Consider the following 13,821-nt stretch of genomic DNA (forward strand, 5'->3'; position numbering starts at 1 on the left):
AGGGGCTGTTTTAAAGGCTGTTATACGCAAAGGCTCACAGAGATATAGCATAGGCAGGCTTTGAGACAGCCTTTTATTTTTGCCTGGCCGCATAGTTTTCTTTAACCTTCCAGAGCATCCACCAAGGTGTGCCGGGTGAAGCATGGTGCTCATAATGATAGCCAAAAAAATAACAGCTAATAAACGCCCACACATGGTTTAGTCGCTGACTTCCCGATTTGTGAGGGTTTTCGGGAGCGTGTTCACCCCGGTGGGGCAGGTAGGTGCCAAAGTAGAAAAGCTGCAGGGTGGAAAGCACAGCCGGGAGCATCCAGTATACTATCAGCCTATCGGCAGGAATCCATAGCTTTAGTACATTGAACGAAATAGCCATGAGTACAATCTGTTGCCATGAAATGTACTGCCTCAAAAAGCTGAAGTACCAGGCAAGAAAACCTCCCCTGTGGTAATCAGGGTCTTGGTCTGTAGCTACATGTCGGTGGTGTAAGTGGTGTTTTGGAAACAGTCTGTTGTAGAAATTATAGCTAAACAGTAATGCGCTAAGGTGACCGATAAAGTGATTTATTCTACTGTTTTTGGCCACTGTTCCGTGCATGGCATCATGGGCTGTAATAAAAAGGCCGGTATAGAGATGTGTGAGAATGGCTATCAGCAAATAGGTGATGAGTGCACGTGAATTTACCGGTTGTTGCAAAGCCCAGGTCAGCACACCAAACCAAAGCGCTATAATGATTAGCGCCACGTATATGCCCCTATTGCTTTTGGGTGTGACCATAACCTAAAGTTAGTAATTATAGCTTTTCTAAGTGGTTTTTAACCTCTTCCATAAGCCACATGGGGGTAGAGGTGGCTCCGCAAATTCCTACAGTCTCGTTTTGAGCAAACCACTCGGTTTTTACATCGCTTATTGACGATACAAAGTGGGTACGCTGGTTTTGCTCGGCACATATCTTATACAAAACCTTTCCGTTGGAAGATTTGGTGCCACTCACAAATACAATTACATCGAATTTTTTGGCAAACTCCCGTAGCTCTTTGTCGCGGTTAGAAACCTGCCGGCAAATGGTGTCGTTGGATTTCACGGCTATACCATTGGTTTCAAGCACCTGATTTATCTCGTAAAACTTATGGGTACTTTTAGTGGTCTGAGAATAGAGGGTAATCTCCTTCGGGAGTGCTGCTAAGTCTAGTTCTTCCAGGTCTTGAAAAACCACTGCCTCGTTGTTGGTCTGGCCTAGAAGCCCTACTACTTCAGCATGACCATGCTTACCGTAGATATAAATTTTTTCCTCCTTGTCGTAGCTGGTTTTAATTCGGTTTTGAAGTTTGAGTACTACCGGGCACGATGCATCGATGAGCTCAAGATTGTTTTGCATGGCCAGTTGGTAAGTGCTTGGGGGTTCTCCGTGAGCGCGGATAAGTACTTTGGCATTTCGCAACGATAATAGCTGCGTATGGTCAATAATCCGAAGTCCCTTTTGCTCTAATCGTTTTACCTCTTCATCGTTATGAACAATGTCGCCCAGGCAGTAGAGTTGACCTTCTTCATCCAGAATTTCTTCGGCCATTTCTATGGCATACACTACCCCAAAGCAGAAGCCGGAATTAATGTCTATATCCACGCTGAGGTTGAACATAATACATAAACTTAGAAGGGGTTCTTATGTTTGAAAATGTGGGGTGCTTAAGAAAGATTTTTTTGTAGGGCCTAGATGGCGTGAATGCGGTGCCTGAAATATATGCCCAGTAGCATGGTAAGCTTGCGGGTGTCGGGTATGCGAATTCGCTCTTCCTTAATGCGCTGCGGAGGACAGGCTTTTATTTTCTTGAAGAGTTTAAGGTAATATCTATAGGCCAGGTAAACCCCAAGCCTTGCTTCTGCGGGTAGCTTTCTGATTCCCGCCAGCGCTTCGTCAAAATCGTGTTGAATGTCTGCTTCTATGGCTTCTTTGGCCGATAGGCTAAAGTCGTTAAAGTTGACTCCCGGAAAGTAAACGCGACCACGTTCTTCATAGTCGCTTTTGATGTCGCGAATAAAATTAACCTTCTGAAATGCTGCTCCCAATTTTTTGGCGGGGGGTACCAACTCCTCATACAGGTGATTGTTGCCATTGCAGAATACTTTCAGACACATGAGTCCAACTACTTCGGCAGAACCATAAATGTATTCTTCGTAGCCTTCCTGATTGTAACTTGTTTCGCTAAGATCCAGGCGCATAGAATGCAAAAAGGCTTTAATGAGCTGATGGTCTATTTGGTATTGGTTCACAACCAGCTGAAAGGCATGTAACACTGGGTTTAGACTTATCTTTTCAGAAATGGCCTCAAAGGTATCATGCTCGAATTTATCTAGTAGGGCCAGTTTATCTTTAGAGTGAAAAGTATCCACTATTTCATCGGCATACCTCACAAAGCCATAAATGGCATAAATAGGAAAGTGGAGCTTTTTGTGCAGGGTTCTAATGCCCAGGGTAAACGAAGTGCTGTAGCGCTGAGTAATCAGCTTGCTGCACTCCAGTGTGGTTTGATCAAATAGCTCCATAATTAAAGATAACTAAATATGAGGTAAGAGGTTTATGAAAAATCTTTGGCCACCTCATTGGCTACTACAATTCCTGAAATCAGGCTGGGAGGTACTCCGGGACCGGGTACTGTTAGCTGACCGGTGTAGTAAAGATTCTTGAGGTGTTTATTTTTGAGTGCCGGTTTTAATATGGCTGTCTGCCGCAACGTATTGGCCAGTCCATAAGCATTGCCTTTGAAGGAGTGGTAGTCGTTTACAAAGTCGGTATGGGCAAAGCTCCTCTTATAAACGATGTGCTCGGCTAAGGTTTGGCCACAGTAGTCTTCCATTCGTTTCAGGATTAGTTCAAAATAGTGCTCCCTTATGGTGTCGGTGTCTTGCAGCCCGGGGGCTACGGGAATAAGGAGAAACAAGTTTTCACAGCCTTCCGGGGCAACGGTTTCATCGGTTTTAGAAGTAACCGAAGCATAGAACAGTGGTTTTTCTGGCCACTGTGGGTTGGTGTATATGTGATGGGCGTGGGGAGAGAAATCCGTATCGAAAAAAAGGTTGTGGTGCAAAAGCCCTTCGAGCTTTTTGTCGAGCCCAACATAGTAGAGTAAAGAGGATGGAGCGAGAACACGCTTGTCCCAGTACTTATCGGAGTAATTTCTTGTGGAATCGTTGAGCAGTTGAGTATCTACATGGTGATAGTCTGCCCCGGCAACAACCACGTCTGCCTGAAAATTACCTTTGTTGGTTTCTACATGAGTTATTTTTTGTCCGTGACTAACAATGGAGGTCACCTCATAATCGGTTTTTATTTCAACACCAAGTTCGGAGGCTAAGCTGCCCAGGGCTTCCACAATCTTATACATACCACCTTTTGGGTACCATGTGCCTAAGGCCATGTCGGCATAGTTCATCAGGCTGTAGAGCGCTGGAGTATTTTGCGGTAAAGCACCTAAGAAGAGTACCGGAAACTCCATAAGCTGAACCAACTTTGGATGCTTAAAGTATTTTCTGACATGCCGGGCCATGGACTGAAACACATCCATTCTTACCACATCAAAAAGTAGTTTCAAGCTGGCAAATTCTTTCAACGATCGGCCCGGTTTGTATACCAGTTGGTTAATTCCCACTTCGTACTTATAGGCTGCCTGCCTCAGAAATGCTTCCAGCCGATCTCCCGCACCTTCTTCCAGAGAGTCGAACAATTTTTTAAGCGCGTCCATTTTTGCAGGTATAGGCATGGCTTGACCACCTTCGTAAATTACCTGGTAGGAAGGGTCGAGTCTTATCAGCTCGTAATAATCGGAAACTGACTTGCCAAACCGATTGAAGAAGGACTCGAACACATCGGGCATCCAGTACCAACTGGGGCCCATATCAAAAGTAAAGCCCGACTCGGTAAATTGTCGGGCTCTTCCTCCAATGGAGTTATTTTTTTCTAGAATAGTAACACTAAAACCTTTGTCGGCCAGATTAATGGCGGCAGACAGTCCGGCAAAACCAGAACCTATAACCAGTGCCTTTTTCCGATTCATTTAGGCTAAACTAGCACTAGCCTCTATATGTTCTAAGTTTTTCTTTCAATTGCTTTCTGGCAATATGAATTCTATTCTTTACCGTACCAATAGGAATTTCGAGTCTATCGGCAATCTCATGATACTTAAACCCTCTGAAATACATCATAAAAGGAGTTTTATACACATCGTCCAGCGAATCTATCGCATGGTTAATGTCTTTCAGTGCAAAATTTCCGTAGGCTCCATTTTCAATTTTAGTATTGCTAGAGTTAATAAAATGAAGATTGTCGGTAGTGTCAATAAAGGTGCCTCTTCTTACCATTCGTTGGTAATTGGTAATAAAGGTGTTTTTCATGATGGTATATAACCATGCCTTCAGATTGGTGCCTTCAGAAAATTTCTCCCTGTTCTTGTAGGCCTTCATGAGTGTTTCCTGAAGCAAGTCGTTCGCATCTTCAGAATCCTTTGTGAGCTTTAGTGCAAATGGTTTTAAGGACTTGGTCATTTGCGTAATGGTGTAACTATATTCCAGAGCAGTCATAGTGTTTGCTTTAATGTTGAACAAATATTGTAAAACGTTAAACAAAAGTCAAGTATATTTTGTGGAAATATTTATTTCAAACGTTAAACAAAAAAATACGTTACACTCGTTTTGATTAAAATTTGGTTCAGTATTGCCATGAATCATTAAACACTTTGTGTTTAAGGGTATGTACATATAAATATTTTTAGAATGCCGTAAGCCGCACTTTACATCCTGAGTGCCACAGTTTATATACGGTGTAGGGAAGTGTTAGAGATTGAGGTAACTCAAAACTTTTACCAAAGGGGTGGTATCTATCTTATAGAAGTAAACCAACAACATGAGTTACAAGCTTTGACTTAAGAGCGTCTTATAAGAGCCGTTTGTGAAGACACAAATAATGTCTAAACGTATGTTATACGATTTAACTAGCTAACCCTCTAAAAATATTGGAGAAACTATCGGCTAACTGAGTGTCCCTGCTGCTCTTCTATGAATTCAAGCAAATGATTGGGGTTGGCTATCTGAACAATATTTTCTTTCAATTCCAAATCTTGTCCAATTACCTGGCTGCCGGCCACCAATATGGGGGTATCCGAAAAATTATCGGCCAGATTGGCCAGGTATTCTTCCGTAGAAATGTTTCGGTCTTTGGTGGTCATAATGGTGAGAAGGTAGTCAGGTTTATAGGCGTTGAAGGCCACTTGTAAATCTTGGAAAGGCATATTTTGACCAAGGTAGACCACGCGATTGCCTCGAGCACGAATAAGGTAGTTGGCAAACAAAAGACTTAGTTCATGCAGTTCGCCTTCGGGCAGAAAGAGCATATACTTCTTGGCTTCTTCATCATAGGTTTCGTATTGCCCGTCTATGGCTACGATTACTTTTTGCCGAATGAGATTAGAAATAAAGTGCTCTTGAGCCGGGTTGATGGAATCGGTGATCCACATGATTCCTATTTTGGTGAGGAATGGATAAATTATATTGAGCATGGTGCGCTCAAAACCAATTTTAAGTGTATTGGATGAAATTATTTTTTCGAACCGTTGTTCGTCAAGGTCTATCATGGCCAGAGTGAGGCCATAAATCTGATCGGCAAAACTGGTGGCCTTGTCGGCAATTTCCAAAACGGTTTCATGCATCTCCTCTTTGCTCATTTGAGCGATTTTGGAAATTTTGAATCCGTTATCTTTCAACAAAGACACGTTCAATATCAATTTCAGATCGTCCTGATCGTAAAATCTGATATTTGTATCTGTTCTTTTCGGGTTGATGAGCCCATATCGTTGCTCCCAAATTCTGAGCGTATGCGCTTTAATTCCCGAAAGGTGTTCTAAATCTTTAATCGAATAATTTGCCAATCCCCTACTCTTTATTTCCTTCTTCCTTCAAAAACCTTCTCGGCACGACAAATAAGCCGAAAGACACAGCATTTTCTTTCTGTGTTTGATGATGGGCCTTATGGGCTTCTGCTATAGCTTTGAGGTATTTGTTTTTGGGTTTGTCGAACCATTTTAACCTTCGATGTATAAGTACATCGTGAAGCAAAAAGTACGACATTCCATAAAGACTAATACCGCAGCCAATCCAAAAACGATAGTCTAGCTGTTCTACTCCCAGAAGAATGAGCGCAATGGCCGTACCTCCGAAGATGCAAGTAAACACATCGTTGAGTTCAAAGAATCCTTTGCCATGGGTGTGGTGAGTTTTGTGAATATTCCAAAGTACACCGTGCATCAAATATTTATGAATTACCCATGAAAAGGCTTCCATCAAACAAAAACCCATTAATGTCCATAGAACTGCGTTCCACATTTGCTTTTCAAACTCTATGTATTATCAATTGTTTTAAACCCTTCAAATTAAATTGAGCACGGCAAAGAAACCGGCTAGTATAAATAAAAGCTTAATAGCCAGAGGATTGTTTGACCGGGGAGCAAGAAAATTAAAGAGGTATTGAAGCCCAAGGCTCAGCACAAACCAGCCCACGTAGTTGGTCATTGGAATTTCGCTGCCTTTCCATTGCCAGAAGTCGTAGGTAATGGCCACAGGTTCTATGAGTAGGTCTAGCAGAGTCATTATAAGGGCTCCGAGCAGTGCCGCCACATGCAGCGACTTGGTGAGCTTTTTGGACAGCATGCCTGCACAGTATACCAGTACCACCCAGTTTAATCCAATGGCAAGAGGAACGTCCAGCAATTTCCAGCCCAGAGTGTTTCCGTATGTGTAGTGGCCGAATAATAGGCCTGTTTTTACGCCCACAACCTCGGCAAAAAAGCCAATTCCAAAGGTGAGAATTATGAACAGGAAGTAGCCCCTTTTCTTTTGTTCTTCGAAGTGGAGCACAATGGCAGCCGTAGCCAGCAGATTGAAAGGGGTAAGGCTCTGGAAAAGCGATTGTGTGCCTTGAAAGTATAGTCCTACTGCACCGGCCAGGTGCATGGCCACCAAAAGCCACAAGGCATTTTTTTGATTGACAAAAGGAAGTTGGTCTATCTTGGCAAGCATAGGGAGAGAAACTCGGTTGGCTTAAAAAATGTTTGCTCAAAAATAAAGGTTAATTTTGAGGCCAAAGGACAAAAAATGATTCTATATAACGTTACAGTAGCGATCGATAAAAAAGTGGAGAAGGAGTGGGTAAAATGGATGAAAGACATTCACATACCGGAAGTGCTGGCTACCAACCAGTTTTTAGATCATAAGTTCTTTAAGGTGCTCAATACGGACGATCCGGAATCTTCTTCTTACAGTATTCAATACTTTGCTGAGCATATGAACAACGTACAGATGTATCTGTCAATGTTTGCCCCTGAACTTCAGCAGAAGCATCACTTACAGTTCCCTAATCAGTTTGCGGCCTTTAGAACCTTGCTCGAAACGGTTTAATAGTTGGCTATTTGTTTGGCAGTTAGCGTGCAGTTAATCCACTCACCGTCTAAGTGAGCGCCTAGCTTTTTGTAGAAGTTAATGGCTGGTTCGTTCCAGTCCAGCACTTGCCACCTGACTTGCTTCGATCCGGTTTGTCGAGCTTCTTCCACAATGGCATCGAGAAGCTTTTGACCATAGCCCTTTCCACGGTGCGATTCTTTAACCACCAGATCTTCCAGGTATATGGCTTTGCCCTTCCAGGTAGAATAACGAAAGTAGTAAAGTGCCAGGCCCACAATTTGTTCATTTTCCGTTGCCACTAAAAATTGGAAAACCGGCTCTTCTCCAAACCCGTCTTCTTCCAGTTGTTCAAGGGTTATTTCTACTTCATGAAGCGCCTTTTCATAAACGGCTAGTTCTTTTATGAGCTCAAGTACAGACGGCAGGTCTGATTTTACACCTTTTCGAATTTTCATAGAGGCAAGTTAAGCCATGAGTTTGAGGCCTCCTAGCCAAACGACTCTTTAGGGTTGACGAGGCTTTGCAAGTGGGAGGGTATAAAAAAGCAGGTCCTTATATATAAAGACCTGCTTTTCATGAGTTTTTATGGTGTCATTAAATTCGTTCGAAACCGGTGTACATATGCAGAACCTCCGGAATGGCGATGCCATTTTCATCTTGGTTATTTTCCAAAATGGCTGCCATAATTCTCGGCAGAGCCATGGCACTACCATTTAAGGTGTGCAAAAGAATCGACTTTTTGTTTTCGTCTTTGTAGCGCAGTTTAAGACGGTTGGCCTGATAAGTTTCAAAGTTAGACACAGAGCTAACTTCCAACCATTTTTCCTGAGCGGCTGAGTATACCTCAAAGTCATATGTTAGAGCAGAGGTAAAGCCCATATCGCCTCCACAAAGTTTCAGAATTCGGTAGGGCAGGTTGAGGCTATTCAGTAGGTGCTCTACATGTGCACACATTTCGTTCAGCGCCTGATAAGACTCCTCAGGTTTTCTAATCTGAACAATTTCTACCTTGTCGAACTGGTGTAGCCGGTTCAAGCCCCTTACATGTGCCCCCCAGCTACCGGCTTCTCGCCTAAAGCAGGGTGTAAAACCAACGTTCTTCACCGGTAATTCGCTTTCGTTTAAAATCACATCGCGGTAAAGGTTGGTAATGGGCACTTCTGCCGTTGGAATCAGATATAGGTTTTCGGCCTGTACATGATACATCTGTCCTTCTTTGTCGGGCAACTGGCCGGTGCCGTATCCGCTGGCTTCATTTACCACTATGGGTGGTTGCACTTCGGCATAGCCTGCTTTTACAGCTTCATCGAGAAAATAATTGACCAGGGCTCTTTGTAAACGGGCACCCTTGCCCTTGTATACAGGAAAACCCGCACCGGCAATTTTTACCCCCAGGTCAAAGTCTATGATGTCGTATTTTTTAATGAGATCCCAATGGGGGACTGCCTGTCCGTGCAATTGCGGAATTTCGCCTGCCTTTTTAATCTCTTCATTGTCATCGGCCGAAGTACCGGCAGGAACCGATTCGTGCGGTACGTTTGGAATGTTGTACAACTTATGAGTGAGTTCCGACTGAATTTCATTCAGCCGATCGGCAAGTTCTTTGTTCAGTTGCTTGAGTTCTGCAGTACGTGTTTTTATTTGTTCTGCTTCTTCTTTTCTGCCTTGCTTCATAAGCGCCCCAATTTGTTTGGCTATGGTATTGGCTTCGGCCAAATTGGAGTCTAATTCCTGCTGTGTCTTTTTGCGCGATTCGTCTAACTGAATCACTTCGTTCAACAAGGCTGTGGCGTTATTGATGTTCCTTTTCTTAAGGCCGGCCACATATTTCTCTTTTTCAGCAAGAATGTTATTTACCTGAAGCATTAGTTTTTGAATTTGGGCGCTAAATTATCTATTTCGCCTGAATAAAAAGCCCAAAAACGGCCATAAAAGCTGCAAAACGAATAAAAACAATGGCTAAATTTTGAGAGTTTAAATGTTTGGTCTAATATTGCGTTGTCCTTAGATGATCGGATGCTTTCCAACAATCATCTCTAACTACAAATCATTTAACCGAAATCATTTTTAAAATCCTCAGATTCGAGGGTTCCCAATAAATTCATTTATGTATAACATCGAAGAACTGAAGCTCAGACTTCTTTCAGAGCTGAAAGAAATTGCTGAAAATCTTGGTGTAAAGAACTTCAAAAAGCTGAACAAGCAAGATCTCATCTACGCTATCCTCGATCAGCAGGCGATTACACCAGACGAAAAACTGCCCAAGAAGGCAGACTCCGACACCGGAGCCGACTCCCCTAAAGATGAGAAAACCACACAAGAAAAGGAATCTAAACCAGAGCCGCGCGAAAGGCGACCCAAGTCGGACAACAAGTCTGGCAGAAGGCCACGCAGAGAAAATGTGACGGATACTGCCGCAGCCAGCAACCCGAAAGAGGAAGCTCCTACCGAGGAAAAGAAAGAGGTTTCGAAAGAGAAGAGTGCTGAAAACCAGCCTGAAAAAGCAGAGAAAACCGAGCAGAACGAAAAAACGGAACGTTCGGAGAAAAAAGAAAACAAGCGCAAAAAGCAAGAGTACAATCAAAACATTAAAGATTTTGATGGCCTGATTGAAAATGAAGGTGTACTTGAAATGATGCAGGATGGCTACGGTTTCCTCAGGTCTTCAGATTATAACTACCTGGCCAGCCCGGATGATATTTATGTTTCTCCTTCCCAAATTAAGCTGTTTGGCCTGAAAACCGGTGATACGGTGAAAGGACAGATTAGACCACCAAAAGAAGGTGAAAAGTATTTTGCCTTACTGCGTGTTGAGTCTGTAAACGGAAAAACCACAGAGGAAATCAGAGACAGAGTACCGTTTGAATACCTGACTCCACTTTTCCCTGAAGAACAGCTTAAGTTGAGCACCAAGCCAAGCCTTATGTCTACCCGTATTTTGGACATGTTTGCTCCAATTGGTAAAGGACAAAGGGGAATGATTGTGGCTCAGCCCAAAACGGGTAAAACCGTATTGCTGAAGGAGATAGCCAATGCTATAGCAGAAAATCACCCGGAGTGCTACCTCATTATTTTGCTTATTGATGAGCGTCCGGAAGAAGTAACAGATATGGCCAGAAGCGTGAAAGCAGAGGTAATATCTTCTACTTTCGATGAGCAGGCCGAGAGACACGTGAAGGTGTCGAACATAGTACTGGAAAAGGCTAAGCGTATGGTAGAGTGTGGACATGATGTAGTTATTCTACTCGACTCCATTACCCGCCTGGCTCGTGCTTACAATACTGTGGTGCCTTCTTCAGGAAAAATTCTTTCCGGTGGTGTAGATGCCAACGCATTGCACAAGCCTAAGCGTTTCTTCGGAGCAGCCAGAAATGTAGAAAATGGTGGCTCGCTATCTATCATAGCCACTGCACTTATTGAGACTGGTTCAAAAATGGATGAGGTGATCTTTGAAGAATTCAAGGGTACCGGTAACATGGAACTTCAGCTCGATAGAAAACTGGCGAACAAACGAGTATACCCGGCTATCGATGTTCCGGCATCGGGTACCAGAAGAGAAGATCTGCTTATGAGCAAAGAAGAATTGCAACGCGTATGGATACTTCGCAAGTTTATGGCCGACATGAACTCTGTAGAAGCCATGGAGTTCTTGCTCGACAGAATGAAAGGTACTCGCGACAACAACGAGTTCCTGATTTCAATGAACGGATAAGATAAATAATTCGAAATACACGAAGCTGTCTGGAAGGCACTTCTCATTTACTCCCTAAGTAATGGAGACTAACCAGAATCTCTGGAGTAAATAATGAGAAATCTTTTAGACAGCTTTCTTTTTTCACTACCGTGCTGGAAGTGGCTTTGAGCTACGGTGGTTCAAGGTTTTAATATCCATTCTTTTAGTTCGTAGTGTAACGAATTCACCCTTCGCCAGTCTTTTAAGCATACGTTTCTCTCAAACCCGGAGCCGTATGCTTACAAACTACCTAAAAATTGCTTTCAGGTCACTGCTTAAGAACAGGGCCTACTCTTTCTTAAATATTTTTGGGCTAACCATTGGTATTACCTGTTCATTTCTCATATACCTCTATGTGCAGGATGAACTGACTTTTGATAGCCAACATACCAAAGCAGACCGTATTTTCCGGGTTGCCTGTGAATACTCACTTCCCAACAATGGAGGTACGGAAAAGTGGGCGGTTATGTCAGACTGGGTGCCGCAGTATTTTGTCAAAGATTACCCGGAAGTGTTAAAAGCAGTAAGATTTAGAAAGAGCCAGAATGTGGTGGTTGAGCGGCCGGAAGGTGTGGAGCGGTTCTACGAAGAGGTAGTATATGCCGACTCTGCTGTATTCAGCGTTTTCGATTTTCCTTTGTTAAAGGGCGATTCTCGCACGGCTCTCAATGAACCCTTTACGGTAGTGATCTCAGAGCACATAGCCCAGAAGTATTTTGGCAGTACCGATCCTATGGGCAAGGTGTTGAGCCTCCCCGACTTTAACACCCAACTTACAGTTAAAGGTATTTTGGCTCCAATTCCTCACAACTCTCATCTAAAGTTCCATGTGCTAGCCTCTTTTGAAACTCTAAGAGCTACCAATAGAACCTCTGAAAACAACTGGTGGAATTTTAGCACTTATGTGTATTTGGAAACCCAAAAAGGGACAGACCCTGAGGATTTGGAGAATAAAATAAAACGCATTTCTGCCAAGTATATACTGGATCAGGAAGAGAGTTCGGGCTATAGGCAAGAGTACTATCTAATGCCGCTGAAGGATATTCACCTGAAGAGCAGTTTTAGGGCAGAGTTTGCTCCGGGAGGCAACATGAACAATGTGAGGATATTCGCCCTCATTGGTCTGTTCATACTGCTTATTGCCTGCATTAATTTTATGAACCTTGCCACCGCGCGTTCGGTAAAAAGAGCCAAAGAAGTGGGAGTACGAAAGGTGGTGGGAGCCTATAAGAAGCATTTGATTGTTCAGTTTTTGAATGAGTCGGTGGTGCTTTCTTTTCTGGCTATGGTGCTTTCGGTGGCTCTTATACTTTTGGCTTTACCCTTGCTCAACGATTTTACTAATAAACAGCTTGTTTTCAATCCACTGTCAGATCCGGGGCCGGCAGTAATTCTTCTGGGCATCACCATGCTTGTGGGTTTGCTGGCCGGTAGTTATCCTGCTCTGGTGCTTTCTTCTTTCAAGCCTGTTGAAACGCTCAAAGGAAGCTTTCAGAATTCTTCAAAAGGGGCAATGCTCAGAAAATTTTTGGTAGTCTTTCAGTTCGTAATCTCTATTGCGCTCATTATTTCTACCTATGTGGTTTTTAACCAATTACAATACATGCGTCAATTGGAACTGGGTTTTCAAAAGGAGCGAATGATATACCTACCTACTCGTTTTGGACAGGGTACAGCTGAGAAATTTGCTGTGTTGCGCGATGAGCTAAAACAAACGGCTGCGGTAAAGGGCACTGCCCTGTCTAGCAATGTGCCCGGTGTAGAGCTTGGTAACAATGTTGTGAGACTGGGGTGGGACAATAATGCCGAATGGAGCGACATGCGCTTTTTGGCGGTTGACTATGATTTCATTGACCTGTACGGTCTGAAAATGGCCGCAGGCAGGGGCTTCGATCGATCCTTTCCCAGCGATGAAACGGAAGGGTTCATTCTCAATGAGTCAGGGGTAAAACGGCTAGGCTTCGACTCGCCTCAAGCCGCCCTGGGCAAACCTTTGCGCTGGCAGAACCGCCAAGGTAGGGTAATTGGAGTTGTTAGAGACTTTTACTTCATGTCAGTTCAGCAAGAGGTGGAACCTTTTATAATGGTAATGCTGGCCGACCGAACACCCGGTTATCTGTCGGTAAATGTAGCCACCGATGGGTTTGGTCAGGTGGTAAATGAAATTGAGGCCAGGTTTAATGAAATAATGCCAGACCGGATTTTTGAATACTATTTTCTTGATCAGGATTTTGATGAGCAATATAAGGCGGAAGCCAATTTCAGTCGCATATTTACTGTTTTCTCTTTTGTGGCCATATGGATTGCCTGCATGGGGCTCTATGGTTTGGCTTCCTACACTGCCGAGCAAAAGATGAAGGAGATTGGTGTTCGAAAAGTGTTGGGAGCTACCGTGGCCGGAATTGTGGCACTGCTATCAGGGGCATTTATAAAGCTGGTAGTAATAGCCTTTGTACTGGCCTCGCCATTGGCCTATTTTGCTATGGATAACTGGTTGGCGGGTTTTGCCGAACGTATTTCGATAGGAGCAATCGCTTTTATAATTAGCTTGGTTTTTGCGTTACTAATCACCTTGCTCACCATTAGCTATCAGTCCATCAGGGCTGCAAGAGCCAACCCCATAAAATCATTGAGGTACGAATAA

The 13,821-nt window shown here is 43.5% G+C and carries 13 protein-coding genes; 3 read left to right on the forward strand and 10 right to left on the reverse strand.

The window, feature by feature from the left end; translation table 11 throughout:
* Positions 1-73: 73 nt before the first annotated feature.
* From IE164_RS05705 to IE164_RS05740, 8 genes are all read right to left on the reverse strand, one after another.
* Positions 74-775: a fatty acid desaturase gene (locus tag IE164_RS05705; protein WP_189629207.1), complete on the reverse strand. Its 702-nt coding sequence runs from the start codon at positions 773-775 to the stop codon at positions 74-76.
* Between the two features lie 16 nt (positions 776-791).
* A complete protein-coding gene (locus IE164_RS05710) occupies positions 792-1,637 on the reverse strand; it encodes a 4-hydroxy-3-methylbut-2-enyl diphosphate reductase (RefSeq protein WP_189629208.1) in 846 nt (281 codons plus the stop codon).
* A 71-nt stretch (positions 1,638-1,708) separates the two neighbouring features.
* Complete coding sequence (locus IE164_RS05715; protein WP_189629209.1) at positions 1,709-2,542, reverse strand: phytoene/squalene synthase family protein; 834 nt, start codon at positions 2,540-2,542, stop codon at positions 1,709-1,711.
* 32 nt (positions 2,543-2,574) lie between these two features.
* Positions 2,575-4,050 (reverse strand): bifunctional phytoene desaturase/3,4-desaturase, encoded by a 1,476-nt coding sequence (crtID, locus tag IE164_RS05720; RefSeq protein ID WP_189629210.1) that lies wholly within the window; start codon positions 4,048-4,050, stop codon positions 2,575-2,577.
* A gap of 16 nt (positions 4,051-4,066) precedes the next feature.
* The gene (locus tag IE164_RS05725; protein WP_189629211.1) at positions 4,067-4,573 is read right to left on the reverse strand and encodes an RNA polymerase sigma factor; all 507 of its coding nucleotides are present in this window, start codon (positions 4,571-4,573) and stop codon (positions 4,067-4,069) included.
* A 440-nt stretch (positions 4,574-5,013) separates the two neighbouring features.
* Positions 5,014-5,916 carry a MerR family transcriptional regulator gene (locus tag IE164_RS05730; RefSeq protein ID WP_189629212.1) on the reverse strand — a complete coding sequence of 301 codons (903 nt, stop codon included), beginning with the start codon at positions 5,914-5,916 and terminating at the stop codon, positions 5,014-5,016.
* Between the two features lie 4 nt (positions 5,917-5,920).
* Positions 5,921-6,370, reverse strand: coding sequence for a sterol desaturase family protein (locus IE164_RS05735; RefSeq protein WP_189629213.1), 450 nt, complete (start codon positions 6,368-6,370; stop codon positions 5,921-5,923).
* A gap of 42 nt (positions 6,371-6,412) precedes the next feature.
* Positions 6,413-7,063 carry a carotenoid biosynthesis protein gene (locus tag IE164_RS05740; protein ID WP_189629214.1) on the reverse strand — a complete coding sequence of 217 codons (651 nt, stop codon included), beginning with the start codon at positions 7,061-7,063 and terminating at the stop codon, positions 6,413-6,415.
* A 75-nt stretch (positions 7,064-7,138) separates the two neighbouring features.
* On the opposite strand from IE164_RS05740, the gene IE164_RS05745 reads away from it, so the two are divergent.
* Positions 7,139-7,441 carry a DUF4286 family protein gene (locus IE164_RS05745; protein WP_189629215.1) on the forward strand — a complete coding sequence of 101 codons (303 nt, stop codon included), beginning with the start codon at positions 7,139-7,141 and terminating at the stop codon, positions 7,439-7,441.
* Here the strand turns inward: IE164_RS05745 and IE164_RS05750 are convergent.
* On the reverse strand, positions 7,438-7,899 hold the full coding sequence (locus tag IE164_RS05750; protein WP_189629216.1) for a GNAT family N-acetyltransferase: 462 nt from the start codon (positions 7,897-7,899) through the stop codon (positions 7,438-7,440). The genes IE164_RS05745 and IE164_RS05750 overlap by 4 nt on opposite strands.
* 139 nt (positions 7,900-8,038) lie before the next feature.
* Positions 8,039-9,310 carry a serine--tRNA ligase gene (serS, locus tag IE164_RS05755; RefSeq protein WP_189629217.1) on the reverse strand — a complete coding sequence of 424 codons (1,272 nt, stop codon included), beginning with the start codon at positions 9,308-9,310 and terminating at the stop codon, positions 8,039-8,041.
* A gap of 241 nt (positions 9,311-9,551) precedes the next feature.
* On the opposite strand from serS, the gene rho reads away from it, so the two are divergent.
* Positions 9,552-11,156 carry a transcription termination factor Rho gene (gene rho / locus IE164_RS05760; protein ID WP_189629218.1) on the forward strand — a complete coding sequence of 535 codons (1,605 nt, stop codon included), beginning with the start codon at positions 9,552-9,554 and terminating at the stop codon, positions 11,154-11,156.
* A gap of 256 nt (positions 11,157-11,412) precedes the next feature.
* Entirely contained in the window at positions 11,413-13,821 is a 2,409-nt protein-coding gene (locus tag IE164_RS05765; protein ID WP_189629219.1) for an ABC transporter permease, read from the forward strand.

Source organism: Roseivirga thermotolerans, from assembly GCF_014653175.1.
Taxonomy (GTDB): Bacteria; Bacteroidota; Bacteroidia; order Cytophagales; family Cyclobacteriaceae; genus Roseivirga; species Roseivirga thermotolerans.